Below are 18,544 nucleotides of genomic sequence, written 5' to 3' on the forward strand. Positions count from 1 at the left end.
GCTGACCGAGTCGACGCGACGGAGGGGACGCGAGTCGACGGCCCGCCGGCGCGAGGTGGCCCGATGACCCGCCGACACGAGTCGCCGACGGAACACGCGGTCCCCGGACGGTTCGCCGGGCGGACCGCGATCGTCACGGGGTCGACCCGGGGGATCGGTGCCGGCGTCGCGGAGCGGCTGGCCGCCGAGGGGGCGAACGTCGTCGTCAGCGGCCGGTCGGAGGCGGCCGGCGAGGCCGTCGCCGAGCGGATCGCGACGCGGCACGAGGGGGAGTCGGGCGACGACCGGACCGGCGACGCGACGTTCGTCCGCGCCGACATGCGCGACCCGGACGACGTGGCCGCGCTGGCGGAGGCGGCCGCGGAGCGCTACGGGTCGGTCGACGTGCTCGTGAACAACGCCGGCGTCCAGACGGAGACGGCCGCGGACGAGGCGACGCTCGACGACTGGGAGTTCGTCGTCGAGACGGACTTCCGGGCGTACTGGCTCGCGGCGCGGGCCGCCCTCGAACACATGGACCGCGGGGCGATCGTGAACGTCTCGTCGAACCACGCGTACGCGACGATGCCCGCGCACTTCCCGTACAACGCGGTGAAGGCCGGGATCAACGGCATGACGCGGTCGCTCGCGGTGGACTTCGGTCCCCGGGTCCGCGTGAACACGGTCGTCCCGGGCTGGGTCGAGATCGAGCGGACCCGCGACGAACTGCCCGAGGGGCGGTTCGAGGAGGTCGAGTCGATCCACCCGGCCGGTCGGATCGGCACGCCGGCCGACGTCGCCGGTGCGGTCTCCTTCCTCGCGAGCGAGGACGCGAGTTTCGTCACCGGGGCCGCGCTGCTCGTCGACGGCGGCCGCGGCGCGGTGATGCAAGACGACGTGCTGCCGGATTACCGCGCGCGAGAGGGCTCGGAGTAGCCGGCGGACGCGGTCGCTAGCCGCCGTTGGCGGTCGCCGTCGGCGGCGGCGAGGCGGGAGGCGTCGTCTGCGGGACGCCGGCGGCCGACGCCGATCACCCCCTCTTATAATCGGGCGAGCGTACGACGAGGTATGAATCCGTTCGCGGCGCGCGCCGTGGGGTGGCTCCGATGACCGACCTCGTGACGTTCGGCGAGACGATGCTCCGGCTGTCGCCGCCGCGCGGCGAGCGGCTGGAGACGACCCGCGACCTGACGGTTCAGGCCGGGGGCGCGGAGAGCAACGTCGCCGTCGGGGCCTCGCGGCTCGGGGCCGACGCGCGCTGGCTCTCGAAGCTCCCCGACTCGCCGCTCGGGCGGCGGATCGTGACAGAACTGCGGAGCCACGGCGTCCGGCCGGGCGTCGCGTGGGCCGACCCGGACGCGAGCCGCGTGGGGACCTACTACCTCGAACACGGCGGGTCGCCTCGGGGGACGAACGTGATCTACGACCGCGCGGACGCCGCGATCACGACCGTCGAGCCGGACGAGCTCCCGACGGACGCCGTGAGGGAGGCCGAGTGGTTCCACACGACGGGGATCACGCCCGCCCTCTCGGAGACGACCGCGCGGACGACGACCGCGCTGTTGCGGGCCGCGGGCGACGCGGGGACCACGCGCTCGTTCGACCTGAACTACCGGTCGAAGCTCTGGGACCCGGAGACTGCGCGGGCGGCGTACGAGGACCTGTTCGAGCACGTCGACACCCTGTTCGTCCCCCGGCGCGACGCGCGCGAGGTGCTCGACCGCGAGGGCGACGCCGTCGAGATCGCGCACGGCCTCGCCACGGAGTTCGGGTTCGGCACGGTGGTCGTCACCCGCGGACTCGACGGGTCGGTCGCGCTCCACGACGGGTCGGTGTACGAGCAGCCGGTGTTCGAGGCGGAGACGTTCGACGCGATCGGGACGGGCGACGCGTTCGTCGCCGGGTACGTCGCGGAGCGACTCCGCGGCGGGGACCTCCCCGCGGCCCTCCGGTGGGGGTCGGCGACGGCGGCGCTGAAACGCACCACCGACGGCGACCTCGCCGTGACGACCCGCGCGGAGGTCAGAGGCGTCATCGAGGGCGAGGACGGGATCGACCGCTGAACGTCGAGGACTGGATCGGCCGCCGAGCCGCGAGCGCAACCGCTTTCGGAGCGGCGACCGAGGGTGGCGGTATGACCGCGCCCGCCGTCGACTGGCGGCTGATACGCGAGGAGTCCCGCCCCGGCCCGCTCCAGATGGCGCTCGACGAGGTCGCCGCCGAGACCGCCGCGGCCGGCGGCCCCGCCACGCTCCGGACGTACCGCTGGGAGCCGAGCTGTCTCACCCTCGGTCGCCACCAGAACCCGGAGACGGTCGACTGGGACTTCTGCGACCGCGAGGGGATCGACGTGACGCGCAGACAGACCGGGGGCGGCGGGATCTACCACGACGGGCGTGGCGATATCGCGTACTCGATCGCGGTGCCCGCGGAGACGGTCCCGGGCGAACTGCTGGACTGTTACCACCTGCTGTGTGAGCCGGTCCTCGACGCGTTCGACCGACTCGGGATCGACGCCGACTACGTCGACGAGGCGGTGCCGGAGCTGTACCACCCCGCCTGCTACCTCCGTGAGCTTCACCCGGCACACGACGTGGTGGCCGCCGGTCCCGATCGGGATCGGAGCCGGAAGATCGCCGGCAACGCCCAGTACCGCAAGCGGGAGGCGGTGATCCAGCACGGGTCGCTGTCGTTCTCGGTCGACGCCGAGCGCCACCTCGGCGTCTTCGCCGACCCGCCGGTGACGTCCGCGGCGTTCAGCGACCGCGTCGCCGGGATGGACGAACTGGTCGACGTCGAGCGCGCCGAGGCCGTCGCGACGGTCGAGGCGGCGCTGGCGGAGTGGGCGGCCGCGACGCCGGAAGCGACCGTCGAGCCGGACGGCTCGTGGACCGACGCGGAGCTGGAGCGGGCGGCGGAGCTGGTCGACGAGAAGTACCGCGACGAGGAGTGGATCCGGACGCGGCCGGGGGACCGCTCGTAGGGCCGCGCACCCCGGGGCGGCGTTCCGAAGGGGCTTTTTCGACCGGTCCCGTGGAGTCGGTATGAGTCTCAAGGTCGGCGCGCACGTCTCCATCGCGGGCGGCGTGGACAACGCCGTGGCGAACCAGGTGGAGGTCGGCGGCAACTGCGGACAGATATTCACCCACTCCCCGCAGGTGTGGCAGGACCCGGGCATCGGCGACGAGGAGGCCGAGCGGTTCCGCGAGGGGACCGAACGCGACCTGGAGGGCCCGTGGGTGATCCACACCTCCTACCTCGTGAACCTCTGTACCCCGAAGGAGGGGCTCCGCGAGAAGTCGCTCGACTCGATGCAAAAGGAGGTCGACGCGGCCGACAAGCTGGGAATCCCGTACGTGAACGTCCACCTCGGGGCGCACACCGGCGCGGGCGTCGAGGGCGGGCTGGGCAACGCCGCCTCGGTGATCGACGACCTCGACGTGCCCGACGGCGTCACGATCCTGATCGAGAGCGACGCGGGCGCGGGGACGAAGCTCGGCGGGGAGTTCGAGCACCTCGCGGGGGTCATCGACCGCACGGATACCGACATCGACGTCTGCGTCGACACCGCCCACGCGTTCGCGGCCGGCTACGACCTCTCGACGCCGGAGGCGGTCGACGAGACGATCGCGGAGTTCGACGACGTGGTCGGGCTTGAGCACCTGAAGTACGTCCACCTCAACGACTCGAAACACGCGTGCGGCACCAACAAGGACGAGCACGCCCACATCGGCGAGGGCCACATCGGCGAGGCGGGGATGGAGCGGTTCCTCAACCACCCCGACCTGACGGACGTGCCGCTCGCTCTGGAGACGCCGACAGAGGACGGCAGGAGCTTCGCGTGGAACATCGACCGAGTGCGCGAACTCCGTCACGACTGAGCCGGTCCGTGGCGGCGACGGACGCCGTCCGTCCCCGCGACCGACGCCGTCCGTCCGACGCGGATTTAAGTTCCCCCGAGAGCGATCCACGGACATGCCCACCACGAAGGCGCTGCTCTTCGGACGCCGCCGCGGCCGCGCGGTCGGGCTGGTGGTCGGGTTCGCGGCCGTCGTGACGCTGGCGCTCGTCGCCGAGTCGACGGACCTGCCGGCGGCGAGCGCGCTCACGGACAGGCTCCTGCCGCTACTGGTGTTCTACGCGCCCGGGCCGCTGGCGGCCGCCGGGGCGTACGCGCGCTGCGGTGGGCCGGCCTGTCTGGCCGTCGGCGTCGTGCCGGCGGCCGTCCTCGGCGGGTTCGTCCTGCTCGGGACGGTCGTCGGCGTCCCCGGCGTCGACGGGGGAAGTCCGGCGATCGGCGACGTGACGGTGAGCTTCGCCGCGGTCGGGGTGACGAGCGCGTTCGTCGGCTACTGCGCCGGCGTCACCGCCGTCCTCGCCGCCGACCTCCTCGGACTCGGGACCGGCGACGGGGACGACGGGGCCGGCGGGGACTGACCCGCGACCGACTCCTGACGTTTATTTTCGCCCGCCGCGAAGCGGGGCCGTGCGACGCTTCTCCGCCGAGTACCTCGAACACACCCGCCGCGGGATGTGGGAGGACGGTCGCGACGCGCTGACCGACCTCGAACTGTCGAGCCGCGAGCGCGTCCTCGACGTCGGCTGCGGCACGGGCGAGCTGACCCGCGTGCTGGCCGCGGAGGCGACCGGTGACGGGGGCGGAGCGACCGAGGCCGGGAGCGGCGCGACCGTGATCGGCGTCGACGCGGACCGCGACCTCCTGTCGGTCGCCCGCGAGGAGAGCGGCGGGCGGATCGAGTACGCGGCGGGGGACGCGACGCGGCTTCCGGTCGGCGACGGCGCGGTCGATCTGGCCGTCTGTCAGGCCCTCCTGATCAACCTCCCGGACCCGACCGCGGGGGTCCGGGAGCTCGCCCGCGCCTCGTCGGACCTCGTCGCCGCGGTGGAGCCGGACAACGCGGACGTCCGGGTGGCCTCGACGGTCGACGCGGAGGAGCGCTTGGAGCGCGAGGCCCGGGAAGCGTACGTCGCGGGCGTCGACACCGACGTGGCGCTCGGCGACCGCGTGCGCGAGGCGTTCGACGAGGTCGGGCTGACAGACGTGCGGACCCGACGGTACGTCCACGAGAAGCGGACGGAGCCGCCGTACGCCGAGGCCGCGCTGCGGTCGGCCGCGCGGAAGGCCTCGGGCGCGGGGCTGGCGGACCACCGCGACGAACTCGTGAGCGCGACCTCCGAGGCGGCCTACGACGATCTCCGCGGGCGTTGGCGCGAGATGGGCCGCGAGGTCGTCGCGGCGATCGGCTCCGGCGAGTACGAGCGCGTCGAGTACGTGCCGTTCGACGTGACCGTGGGCCGGGTCCCGGACGGGGACTGACGGCCGGGTTCGCTCCACGTTCACTTCCGCTCCGGGTCCGTGGCTCACGGCTTTTTCCCCGGCGGCCCTCCCGATCGCATGGACGAACGCATCCGACGCCACGCCGAGGTGCTGGTCGACCACTGTATCGACGCCGGGGCCGACGACGGCGTGGAGGTCCGCGCGCCGACCGCCGCCGAGGACCTCGTCGTCGCGCTGTACGAGGCGCTCGGCCGCCGCGGCGCGCGCCCGACGACCGTGTGGCGGAACCCCCGCGCGACCCGGGCGTACGCCCGGGAGATGGACCCGGACGACTTCCGCCCGAAGGGCCACCGCGTCGCCGCGCTCGCGGAGACCGACGCGGTGATACTGATAAAGGGCGCGCGCAACGCCGCCGCGACGAGCGACGTGGGCGGCGACACCGGCGCGGCCGCCAGCCGGGCGAAGGAGCCGCTGCTCCGCGAGCGACTGGAGACGCGCTGGGTGATCACCCAGCACCCGACGCCGGCCGACGCGCAGCGCGCCGACCTGTCCACCCCGGCGTGGCGCTCGCTCGTGTACGACGCCGTGGACCGCGACTGGGCCGCGGTCCGGGAGCGGCAGGCGAAGATTGCGGACCGGCTGGCGGCGGCCGACGAGCTGCGGCTGGTCGTCGGCGACGAGACCGACCTCCGGCTCGACGTCGCGGGGATGGGGGCGTACAACGACGCCGGCCGGGAGAACATGCCGGGCGGCGAGGTCGCCACCGTCCCGGCGGTCGACGGCGTCGAGGGGACGATTCGGTTCGATCACCCGCTCCGGCGCGGCGGTCGGGAGGTGGACGGAATCCGGCTCGACTTCGCGGACGGGCGGGTGGTCGACCACGCGGCCGAGCGGGGCGAGGCCGTCCTCACAGACCTGCTCGACACCGACGCGGGCGCGCGCCGCGTCGGCGAACTCGGCATCGGCACCAACCGGGAGATCGGCGAGGTCACCGGGAACGTCCTGTTCGACGAGAAGGCGGCGGGCACCGTCCACCTCGCGCTCGGCGACGCCGTCGGGGAGTGCGTGCCGGACGACAGGACGGCGAACGAGAGCGCGGTCCACGCGGACCTCGTCTGCGACGCGAGCGAGGACGCGCGGATCGACCTCGACGGCGAGACCGTCTACCGAGACGGGTCGTTCCTCATCGATGTGTGAGCGACGAGAGAACAGCAAGTGAACGGCGAGTGAGCGACAGTCGAACGGTCGAGCGCCGCGGTCACACCATGTCGCCGCGGACGGACGCCCCCTCCTGTTCGGCCCGTCGCCGCTTCAGCACGTCGGCGGCCTCGCTCGCGGCGGCCTCGTCGGCACCGAGCATTCCCAGCGCGGCGGGCAGCGTCGGCATCGCGAGGGAGGCCTCGCGGAGGCGGTCGAACGCCTCGTCGTCGCGCTCGCCGTCGACCCAGAGGCAGACCCCGCGGGGGTCGAGCACCTCCTCGTAGGCGTCGCGGGCGAGCGCGCCCTTCAGCCGCTGGCGGACGTTGTCCTCGAAGCCCGCGTTACACACTTCGAGGTGGATCGGTTCGTCGTCTTCGACGAGCTCCGCGGCGAGACACTTCTCGGGCGCGGCGTACCCGTTGTCGCTCGTCCGCACGCGGTCCGGGTTCGCCTCGGCCCACGCGGCGTCGACCGTGGTTCCGACGCCCTTCACGCCGTACTCGGCCTCGAACGCCGCGGCCGCGTCGGCGTCGCCGCCCATGATCACGTCCTTCGTGAGGTAGACGTCGAGCCGGTCGACCGGGTCGAGCCCGAGCGCGACGTCGCCGAACGCCCACACCTCGCGGACGGGCACCGGCATCGGCTCGCTCGCGACCCGGTCGACGAGCGCCTCCAGTCGGTCGACCGCCCGTTCGCGTTCCATTGACCGCGGCTACGCGGCGGGCGGGCAAACAGGTTACGCTCGGCCGGGGTCACACCCGGTCGATCCGGGCCGCCACGTCGTCCCAGTGGCCGCCCTTCCAGAACCACTGCCCGCAGTCGACACAGCGCCAGCCCGGGCGGTCCATGCCCACGTCGTCCGGGACGTAGTCGGGCCGGTCGGCGTCGGCGGCGGCGTCGACGGTGTCGTCGACATCGGCCCCCGCCTCGGTCGACGCGACGCGCTCGACCGGACCGTTACACGACCCGCACCGGCTCGGCTCCGCGGCGAGTTCGATCCGGAAGCCGGCCGCGTCGAGCTCCCGGAGCTGGTCGAGCACGTCGCGCTCGGTGAGGAGGGCGGCGTCGACCGCGGGGTCGGCGTCGGGGGCCCGGTCGGCGAGGTCGCGGTCGCGGGTGATCAGGACCCGGTCCTCGGCGGCGGCGAGCGCGAGGAGCCGGTCGTCGGCCTCGGTCCCGCGGTCGAGCGCGTAGGCGGCGTCGTACCCGCAGAGCCGCAGGTAGGTGGCGAGTTTGCCGCACATGACGTCGAGGAGGACGGGCGGCAGCTCCGCCGCGGAGGGGTCCGAGCCGTCCGACGGGTCCTCACCCCCGGCGGTCATTCGAGCAGGAACGACCGAAGCCCGTTGAGCGACCGGGCGTTGAGCACCTGTGACGCCTCCGCCCACCCGCGCCGCGCGGTGTGGACCCCGTACCGCGCGTTGTCGAGTTCGCGGGGGGCGTGCGCGTCGGTATTGACGGCGATCGTCGCGCCCGCCTCGATCGCGGCCCGGACGAACTCGCCGTCGGCGTCGAGCCGGGCGGGGTTCGCGTTCACCTCGATCGCGGTCCCGTTCGCCGCGGCCGCCTGCGCGACCGCCTCGATATCCGGGTCGAGTCCGGGCCGCTCGTTGATGAGGCGACCGGTCGGGTGGCCGAGCACGTCGACGTGCGGGTGTGCGACCGCCCGGACCAGCCGCTCGGTGGCCGCGTCCGCGTCCTGTCCGAGCGCGGCGTGGGGCGAGGCGACGACGATATCGAGGGCGGCGAGCGTCTCGTCGTCGGTGGAGAGGCCCCCGTCGGCGTCGATGTTCGCCTCGATCCCGTGGAGGATCGGGATGTCGACCGCGTCGCGGGCCTCCTCGATCGCCGCGGCCTGCTCCTCGATGTCGTCCTCGTCGAGGCCGACCCCGCCGACCATCCCCGGCCCGGTCGCGTGGTCGGTGACGACGTGGTAGTCGTGGCCGCGCTCTTCGGCCGCCGCGGCCATCTCGACGACCGAGAAGCCGCCGTCGGACCAGTCGGTGTGGGTGTGGAGGTCGCCCCGGAGGTCGTCCGGTTCGACGAGGAAGGGGAGCCGTCCCTCGGCGGCCGCCGCGACCTCGCCGCGGTCCTCGCGCAGTTCCGGCGGGACCGGGTCCATGTCGAGCGCGCGGTACACCTCGTCCTCGCTTTCGCCCGCGACGCGGTCGCCGGCCCGGGTCGCGTCCGCCTCCTCGGCGGCTCCGCCGTCCTCGTCGCCGTCGGCGTCCGCGACCTCGCTCCCCTCGCCGTCGACGTCGCTCACGTCGAACAGGCCGTACTCGTTCAGCTTGAGGTCGCGGTCGATGGCGCGGTTGCGGACGGCGACGTTGTGCGCCCGCGATCCGGTGAAGTACTGGAGCGCCGCGCCGAACTCGTCGGGGTCGACGATCCGGAGGTCGACGCGGGTGCCGTCCGCGCGCACGCTCGCCTTCCCGGTGCCCGCCTCGATCGTCGCGTCGGCGGCCGGCCAGTCGGTGAACGCGTCGACGATCGGGTCGCGCTCCTCGCTGGCGACGAGCAGGTCGATGTCACCGATGGTCGGCTTCCAGCGGCGGATCGAGCCGCACACCTCGGCGGCGGCGACGTCGTCGCGGTCGGCGAAGTAGGCGAGCGCGTCGTCCGCGACGGGGCGCGCGTCCCCGAGGCGGGTGCGCTCGCGGGACTCCCGGGCGAACGGGACGTTGTCGAGGATGTTCTGCTCCGTCTTCGCGCCGAACCCGGAGACCTCCCGAATCTCGCCCGCCTCCGCGGCGGCCTCAAGCTCGTCGAGGTCGGTGATTCCGAGCGCGTCGTACAGCGTGCCGACCGTCTTCGGCCCGACGCCCTCGACCGCGGTCAGCCCCGCCATGTCGACGGGGAGCTCCTCGCGGAGGTCGGTCAGCTCCTCGATCGCGCCGGTCTCGACGTACTCGACGATCTTCGCGGCGATGGCGTCGCCGACGCGGTCGATCTCGGCGACCGCGTCCTCGCCCTCGGCCGCGAGCCCCTCGATCGGCGCGGGGTGGTCGCGGACGTTCTCGGCCGCCCGTCGGTAGGCGGTCGGCTTGTACTCGACGCCCGTCGCTTCGAGGAGGTCGGCGAACTCCTCCAACCGGGTCGCGACCTCGTCGTTCCGGCTCATTTGTCCGGAGTTCGGCCGCCCGCCGCTTATATGGTCCGGCGGCTTCCCGACGGGCGACTCCCCGTCCGGCGGCCCGGGCGCGACGGCCCCTCTGCGCGCTCGGATCGCCGCCACCCACAAGTCGCGCGCGGCCCGAGAGATCGACGTGTCCACCGACGACCCGAACCCCGGCCCCGACGACCGCTCCGACCGCAACGTCCTCGGCGGCGACCTCGAACCGTGCGGCCGCGACCCGACCACCGGCTACCTCCGGGACGGGTACTGCCGCGACGTCGAGGGCGACGTCGGCGAACACACGCTCTGTGCGGTCGTCACGGCCGAGTTCCTGCGGTACAGCCGCGACCGGGGCAACGACCTGATCACGCCGCGTCCCGAGTTCGACTTCCCCGGTCTCGAACCGGGCGACCGCTGGTGCCTCTGCGTCGGCCGGTGGGTCGAGGCCGCCGACGCGGGCGTCGCCCCGCCGGTCGTGCTGGAGGCGACGGACGAGTCCGTGCTACGCGCGGTCGACGCCGACAGACTCCGAGAGCACGAGTTCGACCCGGAGGCGTTCGACCCCGGAACGCTCGACTGACGGCTCGGCGACGGGACGGTCCGCCGCCCCGGTGGCTTTTTCGCCCCGGGACGGGAGGTCCGGACATGACGGACGGATCGACCGAGACGCCGGACGACACCGTCGGCGGGCGCGCCGAGCGCAGCCGGGCGACGCTGTGGCTCCTGCTCGACGCCGACCGGCGGGTCGTCGCGGGCGTCGTCCTGTCGCTCGTGTTCCTCGGGCTGGTCGCGGCCGGGACGCTCCTCCCCGGCGCGGCCGGGGCCCTCCGCGGCGGCGACTCGGTCGACGCCCTGTTTCAGGCGCTGCTCACGGCCACGATCACCGGCGTCACGCTCGTCCTCACGCTGAACCAGCTCGTGTTGTCACAGGAGCTCGGCGCGGTCGGCGACCAGCGCGACCGGATGGACGGGGCGATGGAGTTCCGGGAGGACGCGGCCGCGGTCGTCGGCGAGCCGGTCGCCCCCGCCGAGCCGGCGGCGTTTCTCAGCGCGCTCGTCGAGGCGGCGAGCGAGCGCGCGACCGCCCTCGGCGAGGCGGTCGACGGCGCGGTCGACGAGGAGGTGGTGCGCGCGACCGACGAGCTGACCGAGGCCGTCGTCGGAAACGCGGCGCGGACGACAGCGGAACTCGACGGGGCTCGGTTCGGCGCGTTCGAGGTGATCGGGGCCGTCCTCGATTTCAACTACTCGTGGAAGCTGTTCGCCGCCCGGCGGCTCCGCGAGCGGCACGGTGAGGCCCTCAACGAGACCGCGACGGCGGCGCTCGACGAGCTGATCGGGGCGCTGCGGCTGTTCGGCCCCGCCCGTGAACACTTCAAGACGCTGTACTTCCAGTGGGAGCTGATCGACCTGTCGCGGCGGATGCTCGCGTCGGCCGTGCCGGCGCTTCTGGTGGCAGTGGGGATGGTCGCCTTCTTCGACGCGGAGCGGTACGCGGGGTCGGTTCTCGGCGTCGAGGCCGCCGTCGTCTGGGTCGCGGCAGCGGTCGCCGCCTCGCTCGTCCCGTTCGCGCTACTTTTGGCCTACATCCTGCGGATCGCGACGGTGACGGGACGGACGCTCTCCATCGGCCCCTTCATCCTGCGGGAGACGGACGGGGAGACCTGACCGAGGGCCGCGGCGGCGCGGTCCGAGTCACTCGGTCAGCCAGAGCCCGGCGGCGACGACCGCCGCGAGCGCCATCGAGCCGGCGAGCAGCGCGAACGCGGGCCGGAACCCGACCGCGTCGGCGACGACCCCGGCCGCGCCGGGCGCGAGCGCGCCGGCCCCCATGAGCAGGGTCCGAACGACGCCCAGCCCGCCGCCGGCGAGCCGCTCCGGGAGCAGTTCCATCAGGTAGGCGCTGCGGACGGGCTGGAACCCGTGCGAGCCGAGTCCGAACGCGGCGACGACGACCGCGGCCGCGACCGCGCCACCGCCGAGTCCGGGCAGCGCGACGAGCGCGACGAGCGCCGTCGCGGCCAGCCCGAGCGTGGCGACCATCACCGGGAAGCGGCCGACGCGGTCGGAGAGGTCGCCGGTGGCGAGCTGGACGAAGGTCACCGCGAACACCAGCGAGTAGAGGAGGTTCGCGGTCGAGGTCGGGAGCCCGGCGGCCCGCGAGAGGTACAGCGGGAGGAACGCGACCAGCCCGTTGTGCGCGAACGAGAACCCGACGGTCACCAGCACGAACGCCGAGAACCGCGGATTCCGGAACAGTCGGAAGTACTCCGCCGCGCCGGGGGAGTCGTCGGCGTCGGCGTCGGTCTCGGCCCCGAGGCGTTCGTCGCTACGGAGCCGGAGCCCCGTGGCGACCGCGAGCGAGACGGCGAGGACGCCGGTGAGGAGGAAGGGGGCGCGCCAGTCGGCCCCGGGGAGCCGCGCGAGGACGGCCGCAACCGCGGGCGGCGCGGAGAGGGCGGCCACGACGACCGCGGGCGCGGCGACGCCGCCCATCGCGCCGAGCGTGTCGTGGACGCCGAGCATCCGTCCTGTGCGGGCGGGGTAGACGCGGGCGATCAGCCGCACCGAGACGGTCTTGTGGACGCCGGTCCCCGCGCCGACGACGAGCATCGCGGCGACGAGGACGGCGAAGGGGGCGTCGACGACGACCGCGAGCGACCCCGCGCCGGCGACGACCGCGCCCGCGACGATCACCCGCACCGGGCCGAGCCGGTCCGCGACCGCGCCGCTCGGGAACTGGAGCAGCGCGTACACGACCATGAAGCCGGTGAACGCGGTCCCGACGGTGGCGTTGCTCACGCCGTACGCGCCCTGAATCGACTCGAACAGCGGCGGGAAGAGGTAGCGGACGAACTTCCCGAGGAACCAGACGAGCGAGACGAGGACTAAGACGTCGTACTCGCCGATCCGGTCGCGGTTCATCGAATCGTCGTTGACCGGTCACCGAATTAAAAGGGCGGAAGTCGGCAGCGTCCGAGGCGATCCGTCGTCGATCCGGTCAGAACGGGCCTTTGCCGCCGCCCATCATGTCGCCGAGGCCGCCGCCCTCGCCGCCGCCCATCTTCTTCATCATGCGCTGCATGTCGCCCTCGCCCATCCCCTGGAACTGGCCGATCGTCTCCTCCATCATCGAGTGCTGCTCTAAGAGCTGCTGGACCGTCTCCTCGTCGGTGCCGGAGCCGCGGGCGATACGCTCGACGCGGGACTGCCCGACGACGCGGGGGTTCTCCAGCTCCTCCTCCGTCATCGAGTCCATGATGCGCTCGAAGCGGCGCATCCGGTCTTGGGTGACGTCCATCGCGTCGTCCGGCAGCTCGTCCATCATCCCGCCGCCCAGCCCGGGGATCATGTCCATCACCTGATCGAGGGGCCCCATCTTGTTCATCGCGTCCATCTGTCGTTTCATGTCCTTCAGGGTGAACTCCCCCTTCAGCATGTCCTCGGGGTCCCAGTCGTCGTCCTCCTCCTGGGTCTCCTGCATCGCGCGCTCGACGCGCTCGGAGAGCTGCTTGAGGTCGCCCATCCCGAGCAGCCGGGAGATGAACCCGGACGGCTCGAAGCGCTCGATGTCCTGGACCGTCTCGCCGGTCCCGAGGAAGGCGATGGAGGAGTCGGTCTCGTTGACCGCCGTCAGCGCGCCGCCACCCTTCGCGGTCCCGTCGAGCTTGGTGATCATCACGCCCTCGATGCCGATCGACGCCTCGAACTGCCGGGCCTGCTCCTTCGCGCCCTGCCCGATCGCGGCGTCCAAGACGAGCAGCGACCGGTCGGGGTCGACGACGCCCTCGATCTCTTCGATCTCCGCGATGAGGTCGTCTTCGAGCGCGTGGCGACCGGCCGTGTCGACGATGTGGACGTCGGCGTCCTCGGTCTCTTCGAGTCCGGTCCGCGCGATGTCGACCGGGTCGTCGTTGTCGGGGTTCCCGTAGAACTCGACCTCGGCGCGCTCGCACATCTGCTTCGCCTGATCGTACGCCCCCGGCCGGAACGTGTCGGTCTGGATCACCGCGGGTCGGAGCCCCTTCTTCGAGAACCACCACGCCATCTTCGCGGCGGAGGTGGTCTTCCCCGACCCCTGAAGCCCGGCGAGGAGGATCGTCTGGTTCTCCAAGGGGAGTTCGGTGGAGTCGCCGACCAGATCGACCATCTCCTCGTAGACGATCCGGAGGACGTGGTCCCTCGCGGTGGTGCCGCCCGGCGGCTCCTCTTCGAGCGCGCGGGACTTGATCGAGTCGGACAGCTCCATCACGAGGGAGACGTCGACGTCGGCGGAGAGGAGCGACCGCTGGATCTCCTTGACCATCTCCTCGACGTCGCTCTCGGAGAGTCTGGTCTTCCCCTGGAGCTTGTCGAGGCTGCTCCGCAGGGACGTACCGAGGTCGTCGAGTACCATTTGCCGGAGCTAGGCGGGCGACGCGGTAAAGCTTTGTTCGTCGCCGGTCGGGAGGCGGCGTCAGACCTCCTCGGCGATGTACCGTTCGATGCGGGTCACGAGCTCCGGCCGGAACGTCCAGAAGGCGTCCCAGACGTTCGGCTCGTCTTCGAGCGCGAGCAGCGCGACGTGGTCCCCGTCGCCGCCGTCGGGGGGCGTGAACACGACGAACCACGACCGTCGGTAGGGGTAGGAGGTCCCGGCGTGGACCGTCACCGGAAGCGTCGACAGCGACTCCACGTCGCCGACGCCGTACACGTGGACGTCGACGCCGCTCCGGGCGACCCGCTCGTACACCGACCGAGTGCCGCGCTCGTCGTCGATCCGCGAGAGCCGCTGGAACGAGGCGCGCAGCGTGCCGTCACCGTGTTGGGCCGCGATGCGCTCTATCACCCGGGAGACGATGATCAACAAGAGCTTCTCCTTGTTCGACGCGGGGTAGCCGCGGACCCGGAACGCGACCTCGTCTAACCCTTCGAACACGGCCGGAAGCGAGACCTCGTCGAGCTCGATAGCGCCCGTCTTGTACAGGTCGGAGTTGATCAGCAACACCGATTCGAGCAGTTCGTCGAGCGTCGACCGCGCAACGACGGACCCGTTCTCGACGAGGGCGACCACGTCGTCGCCCGACTCGGGGTCGACGGTCTCGCTGATCGAGACCGACTGCCCGTCGAACACCGAGTCCAGCAGCTTCCGGACCGGGTCCGGCGACGACCGGTTCAGGAGGACGAGGTGGCGCTCGGGGGACTCGAGTTCGTCGAAGAACGAGCGGAGCGATTCGACCATACCGGTAGTTCCGGCCGAACGCGGCAAAGAGCTTACCCACGGTCGCGGTCGTCGACGAGCCGCGCGCCGGCCGCATCGACCCGGCACGCCCGCGGCTCGTACCCCGCGTCGGAGAGGCCGGTCCCGAGCGCGAAGACGGTGCGCCCGAGCATCGCCATCGCCGCCTCGCCGCCGGCCGCGTCCACCGCGTCCACCGCCTCGGCCACCTCGGGCACGAGGAGGTCCGCATCGCGGGCGAACCCGCGGGCGGCGTCCATCAGCGTCGGGAGTCGGGGGTCCGCCCGGAGCCGGTCGAGCGCCGCCTCGCCGGCCGCGGAGAGCGCGGTCGTGTCGCCCCCCAACACCTCCTCCGTCGACAGCTCGTCGAAGGTGACGTACTCGACCCGCGCGCTCGCCGGGACGCCGTCGAGTTCGCCGACGCCCGGCGCGCCCGGCTCCAGCCGGACCGGGACCCCGCCGCGCGCCTGCGCGACGACGTCGCCGAGGCCGGTCCCCCGCCCGACCTCCGCGGCGTGTGCGGTCCGCACGAGGTCGTTCTCGGAGCGGCCGCGGTCGAACGCGGCGTTCGCCGCGAGCGCGGCCCCGAGCGCGGCCGCACCGGAGACCCCGAACCCGGCACCGATCGGGAGGTCGGTCTCCACCGCCACGTCGGCTCCTGTAGCGTTCAGGTCGGCGAGGACGTCCTCGACCGCGCCGATCGATCCGCGGTCGCCGTCGATGGTGCGGGAGCCGGAATCAGCGGTGGCGGCCGCGGCGGCGGCGTCGGCCGCGGCGGCGTCGCCAGTCGCCCCGTCGGCCGCGACGTCCGCCGCCGAGACCCGAACCGTCACGCCGTCGGCGAGCGTCACTCCCGCGCCGCGCGACCCGGCGACCGCGGGGTCGTCGGCGGGGTGCGCGCTGAAGAAGGCGGTGACGTGACCCGGGACGAACGCGGTCGCCCGCTGGCTGCTCATATGGCGGCGGACGAACGGGCCGCGATTAACGGTTGTTATCCGAGGCGGCGCGGGCGGAGGACCGGCGCGTGCGCGGCGAGGCGATCCCCCCTCGGCGCGACACCGCAGGCCTAAGTAGCGTCCCGGCGAAACCGGACCGTATGCGAAACCAGTTGCGTCCCGTCCTCGCCGCCGTGCTCGCGCTGGTCCTCCCGGGACTCGGCCATCTCTCCCTGCGCCGATGGGGGCGGGCGCTGCTGTGGCTCCTGACCATCGTCGGCGGCGGAGTGGCGCTGTTCGCGCTGTACGGCGTCGAGCCGGTCGACCCGCTCGCCGACCCGGCGGCGGTGTCGGCGGCGATTCCGACCGACGTGGCGCTGCCTATCGCGCTCCTGTTCACGCTGTCTTCGATCGACGCGTACCTCGTCGGGCGGGCCGACGTGGCGGAGCGCGAGCGGGCCGACGCGGCCGCCGAGGCGATGCGCCGCCGCACCGCGGGCGCGGACGGCGACGACGCCCCCGGCAGCGGGCGGGTGCCGCCGAGCGGGGCCGTCTCCGGCGAGGACGGCGAGACGCTCGAAGTGACGTGTCCCAACTGCGGCAAGGAGACCGACGGTGACATCGACTTCTGTCACTGGTGTACCGAGCCGCTCCCGTGGGCCGAGTCGGAGAGCCGCTGAGCCGTCGGGCCGGACGGGTCGTAGAGTCGCTGAGCCGTCGGGCCGGACGGGTCGGCCGCCGGGCGTCGACGCGAGCGTCGCGGTGGTTTCTCACCGGTGATAACTGAGGGCCAACTATGATATGATCCCGCCGTGAGGATGCGAGTACGGACGCGAACGACGGACGGAACATGAGTCTGAATCCACGACGATACGACGTACGAGAACTGCGCCGGATCGCGGACGCGCCGCGAACCGACGGAGCGGGAGCGCCTCGGGAGCGGGCGCTCCGGCAGCCGAACCGGAACCGGGCCGAGCAGGCGGCGCGCTCGGCCGCGTTCACGGAGCTGCTCCAGCGTCAGCGTGGGAAGCGGCTGAACGGCGGCGGGACCGCGGATCGACCGTATCTGACGGCGATCCCGGCGTCGCCCGCGGCGGAACGCGAGATCGGCGAGTGGCTCGGCTACCTCGTCGACGTCGGCGGCCACGTGCGGGCCCGGGACGCGCTCGCCTACTACGGCGAACTCGACTGGGTCGGCGATGACGCGGTCGCGGCGCTGCGGCGGCGTCTGGAGGGGTTCGACGCCCCCCGACGGGACCGGCCGTTCAGCCCCGCGGACCACCGGATCAGTCTCGTCTCCATCGTCCGGATCGCTTCGTGTGCGAGTGACCAATGAGCGACGACGAATCCACGGACATCAACGACACGGACGAATCGGCAGCGGTCGGCGTGAAACTGGGCAGCACCCGAACGGTACTCGACGTCCCCGACGGACGGGGCGGCCGCGAGCGCCACTCGGTGCTGACCTGCCTGGCGACCTACGAGGACGCCATCACCGGCGAGGAGAAGGTGCTGTTCGGCGAGGAGGCCGCGGTCGAGTACCCGGACCGCGTGCGCTTCATGCTCCGGTCGGGACTCCCCGAGGACGACGACAGCGTGGCGGACGCCGAGCGCTTCTTCGAGGCGGTCGTCGACGCCCACGACGTGCCCGAGGACAGCGCGGTCGTCTACGCGGTCCCCACCATCGACAACGAGGCGGGCGTCGAGAACCTCAAGTCGGTGATCGAGGGCTCCTCGATCGGCCAGATCGAGACGCGTAGCTACCCCGAGTCGCTGTGCGGGGCGATCCCCGCGTACGGCGACGAACTCGACGCGATAGACGAGGTGTTCGTCTCGATCAACCTCGGCTCGACGACGATGGAGGCGTGCGCCTACCGGCGCGGCGAGCAGCTCTCGCCGTTCTCGACCGGCTCGGTGACGGGCAACGAGGTCGACCGCCGCATCGTCGCCGCCGTCGAGGAGGAGAGTCAGGGCCGCGTTCACATCGACCGGACGACCGCCCGGGAGTACAAGGAGCAGCACGCCGACGTGTACGACTTCGAGCCGTTCACGGACGTGATCCAACAGCCCGGCGGCGGGAGCCACGAGTTCACCGTCGACCGCGGCGTGCGCGAGCCGGTCGACCGCTACATCGACGAGGCGGTCGACGTCGTCGCCAACGAGTTCCTCCCCGAACTCGCGAACGACCACCTGAAGCCCTACCAGCTGGCGCTGGGCCGCCCCATCGCCGCCACCGGCGGCATGGCGTGTATCCCCGGACTGACCGAGGAGTTCGAAGAGCGGCTCAGCGACGAACTCGACCGCGACGTCGAGGTCGTCTCGCCCGACGACCCCGCGACCGCGGCCGCGGAGGGCGCGGCGCGCATCGCGGAGCGACTGGTCTGAGCGGCGAGCGAACGCTTCGACTTTTTTCGATCGGTAGACATCCGTGAGCGGCCGCGACGTTCGGTTATAAACAGCGGTGCGGTCGGCGCGTGCCTGCGAGCGCCCACCGGGCGCGAGCAGCACGCGCGAGGGAGTCGGTGGTCCGGAGCGAAGCGGAGGACCACCGACGAGGCTGGGGAGGTGTGAGGTGCTGTGGCGGGCGGGACTCGAAGGGGCAGTCGCGAGGGCGAAGCACGGCGAAGTAAGCACTGGAGGGAGCGAACGAAGTGAGCGACCGAAGCGCGCAGCGAGCCGCGCGAGTCCTCGCGACTGGGGCTTCGGTGGTGTTCGTGTCGATTCCCTGTTTATAAACAGTAGTCACGTACGGCCGAGCGACTGGGGCTTCGGTGGTGTTCGTATCGATCGGCGAT

The 18,544-nt window shown here is 72.6% G+C and carries 19 protein-coding genes; 12 read left to right on the top strand and 7 right to left on the bottom strand.

Translation table 11 applies throughout. From position 1 onward, the window contains the following. Positions 1 to 63: 63 nt before the first annotated feature. The 7 genes from NAF06_RS02890 (at position 64) to NAF06_RS02920 (ending at position 6,475) form a co-directional block, all read left to right on the top strand. A complete protein-coding gene (locus tag NAF06_RS02890; protein WP_008581896.1) occupies positions 64 to 915 on the top strand; it encodes an SDR family NAD(P)-dependent oxidoreductase in 852 nt (283 codons plus the stop codon). Positions 916 to 1,085: 170 nt separating this feature from the next. Then, positions 1,086 to 2,042, top strand: coding sequence for a bifunctional 2-dehydro-3-deoxygluconokinase/2-dehydro-3-deoxygalactonokinase (gene kdgK1, locus NAF06_RS02895; protein ID WP_008581897.1), 957 nt, complete (start codon positions 1,086 to 1,088; stop codon positions 2,040 to 2,042). A 71-nt stretch (positions 2,043 to 2,113) separates the two neighbouring features. Then, entirely contained in the window at positions 2,114 to 2,962 is an 849-nt protein-coding gene (locus NAF06_RS02900) for a lipoate--protein ligase family protein (RefSeq protein WP_008581898.1), read from the top strand. A 61-nt stretch (positions 2,963 to 3,023) separates the two neighbouring features. Beyond that, positions 3,024 to 3,860 carry a deoxyribonuclease IV gene (locus NAF06_RS02905; protein ID WP_008581899.1) on the top strand — a complete coding sequence of 279 codons (837 nt, stop codon included), beginning with the start codon at positions 3,024 to 3,026 and terminating at the stop codon, positions 3,858 to 3,860. 94 nt (positions 3,861 to 3,954) lie between these two features. After that, complete coding sequence (locus NAF06_RS02910) at positions 3,955 to 4,416, top strand: hypothetical protein (RefSeq protein ID WP_008581900.1); 462 nt, start codon at positions 3,955 to 3,957, stop codon at positions 4,414 to 4,416. A 49-nt stretch (positions 4,417 to 4,465) separates the two neighbouring features. Then, a complete protein-coding gene (locus NAF06_RS02915; RefSeq protein WP_008581901.1) occupies positions 4,466 to 5,317 on the top strand; it encodes a class I SAM-dependent methyltransferase in 852 nt (283 codons plus the stop codon). A gap of 78 nt (positions 5,318 to 5,395) precedes the next feature. Beyond that, on the top strand, positions 5,396 to 6,475 hold the full coding sequence (locus tag NAF06_RS02920; protein WP_008581902.1) for an aminopeptidase: 1,080 nt from the start codon (positions 5,396 to 5,398) through the stop codon (positions 6,473 to 6,475). Positions 6,476 to 6,536: 61 nt separating this feature from the next. Here NAF06_RS02920 and NAF06_RS02925 read toward each other — a convergent pair whose 3' ends face one another. From NAF06_RS02925 to NAF06_RS02935, 3 genes are read right to left on the bottom strand one after another with little or no spacing between them, the layout of a single operon-like run. Then, positions 6,537 to 7,181 (bottom strand): DUF7095 family protein, encoded by a 645-nt coding sequence (locus tag NAF06_RS02925; RefSeq protein WP_008581903.1) that lies wholly within the window; start codon positions 7,179 to 7,181, stop codon positions 6,537 to 6,539. A gap of 49 nt (positions 7,182 to 7,230) precedes the next feature. Beyond that, positions 7,231 to 7,800, bottom strand: coding sequence for a Mut7-C RNAse domain-containing protein (locus NAF06_RS02930; protein WP_008581905.1), 570 nt, complete (start codon positions 7,798 to 7,800; stop codon positions 7,231 to 7,233). Further along, positions 7,797 to 9,602: a DNA polymerase/3'-5' exonuclease PolX gene (locus NAF06_RS02935; RefSeq protein ID WP_008581906.1), complete on the bottom strand. Its 1,806-nt coding sequence runs from the start codon at positions 9,600 to 9,602 to the stop codon at positions 7,797 to 7,799. Before NAF06_RS02935 ends, NAF06_RS02930 begins: the two co-directional genes overlap by 4 nt. A 145-nt stretch (positions 9,603 to 9,747) precedes the next feature. Between NAF06_RS02935 and NAF06_RS02940 the strand changes: the two genes are divergently transcribed. Continuing rightward, positions 9,748 to 10,176 carry a DUF2237 family protein gene (locus NAF06_RS02940; RefSeq protein WP_008581909.1) on the top strand — a complete coding sequence of 143 codons (429 nt, stop codon included), beginning with the start codon at positions 9,748 to 9,750 and terminating at the stop codon, positions 10,174 to 10,176. A 65-nt stretch (positions 10,177 to 10,241) separates the two neighbouring features. Beyond that, complete coding sequence (locus NAF06_RS02945; RefSeq protein ID WP_008581911.1) at positions 10,242 to 11,264, top strand: DUF7972 family membrane protein; 1,023 nt, start codon at positions 10,242 to 10,244, stop codon at positions 11,262 to 11,264. Positions 11,265 to 11,291: 27 nt separating this feature from the next. Here the strand turns inward: NAF06_RS02945 and NAF06_RS02950 are convergent, their stop codons facing one another. The 4 genes from NAF06_RS02950 to NAF06_RS02965 all read right to left on the bottom strand — a co-directional run bounded on the left by NAF06_RS02950 (position 11,292) and on the right by NAF06_RS02965 (position 15,770). Then, positions 11,292 to 12,521: an MFS transporter gene (locus tag NAF06_RS02950; protein WP_008581912.1), complete on the bottom strand. Its 1,230-nt coding sequence runs from the start codon at positions 12,519 to 12,521 to the stop codon at positions 11,292 to 11,294. Between the two features lie 76 nt (positions 12,522 to 12,597). Further along, complete coding sequence (locus NAF06_RS02955) at positions 12,598 to 13,992, bottom strand: signal recognition particle protein Srp54 (RefSeq protein ID WP_008581915.1); 1,395 nt, start codon at positions 13,990 to 13,992, stop codon at positions 12,598 to 12,600. Positions 13,993 to 14,052: 60 nt separating this feature from the next. Further along, a complete protein-coding gene (locus NAF06_RS02960) occupies positions 14,053 to 14,817 on the bottom strand; it encodes a DICT sensory domain-containing protein (RefSeq protein ID WP_008581917.1) in 765 nt (254 codons plus the stop codon). Between the two features lie 32 nt (positions 14,818 to 14,849). Further along, on the bottom strand, positions 14,850 to 15,770 hold the full coding sequence (locus tag NAF06_RS02965) for a pantoate kinase (RefSeq protein WP_008581919.1): 921 nt from the start codon (positions 15,768 to 15,770) through the stop codon (positions 14,850 to 14,852). Positions 15,771 to 15,910: 140 nt separating this feature from the next. Between NAF06_RS02965 and NAF06_RS02970 the strand changes: the two genes are divergently transcribed. The 3 genes from NAF06_RS02970 (at position 15,911) to NAF06_RS02980 (ending at position 18,134) form a co-directional block, all read left to right on the top strand. Then, positions 15,911 to 16,429 carry a DUF7575 domain-containing protein gene (locus NAF06_RS02970; RefSeq protein ID WP_008581922.1) on the top strand — a complete coding sequence of 173 codons (519 nt, stop codon included), beginning with the start codon at positions 15,911 to 15,913 and terminating at the stop codon, positions 16,427 to 16,429. Positions 16,430 to 16,599: 170 nt separating this feature from the next. Continuing rightward, positions 16,600 to 17,085, top strand: coding sequence for a FlaD/FlaE family flagellar protein (locus NAF06_RS02975; RefSeq protein ID WP_008581925.1), 486 nt, complete (start codon positions 16,600 to 16,602; stop codon positions 17,083 to 17,085). Then, positions 17,082 to 18,134: an actin-like salactin gene (locus NAF06_RS02980; RefSeq protein WP_008581927.1), complete on the top strand. Its 1,053-nt coding sequence runs from the start codon at positions 17,082 to 17,084 to the stop codon at positions 18,132 to 18,134. Before NAF06_RS02975 ends, NAF06_RS02980 begins: the two co-directional genes overlap by 4 nt. Positions 18,135 to 18,544 lie beyond the last annotated feature (410 nt).

The organism is Halorubrum hochsteinianum (assembly GCF_023702125.1).
GTDB lineage: Archaea > Halobacteriota > Halobacteria > Halobacteriales > Haloferacaceae > Halorubrum > Halorubrum hochsteinianum.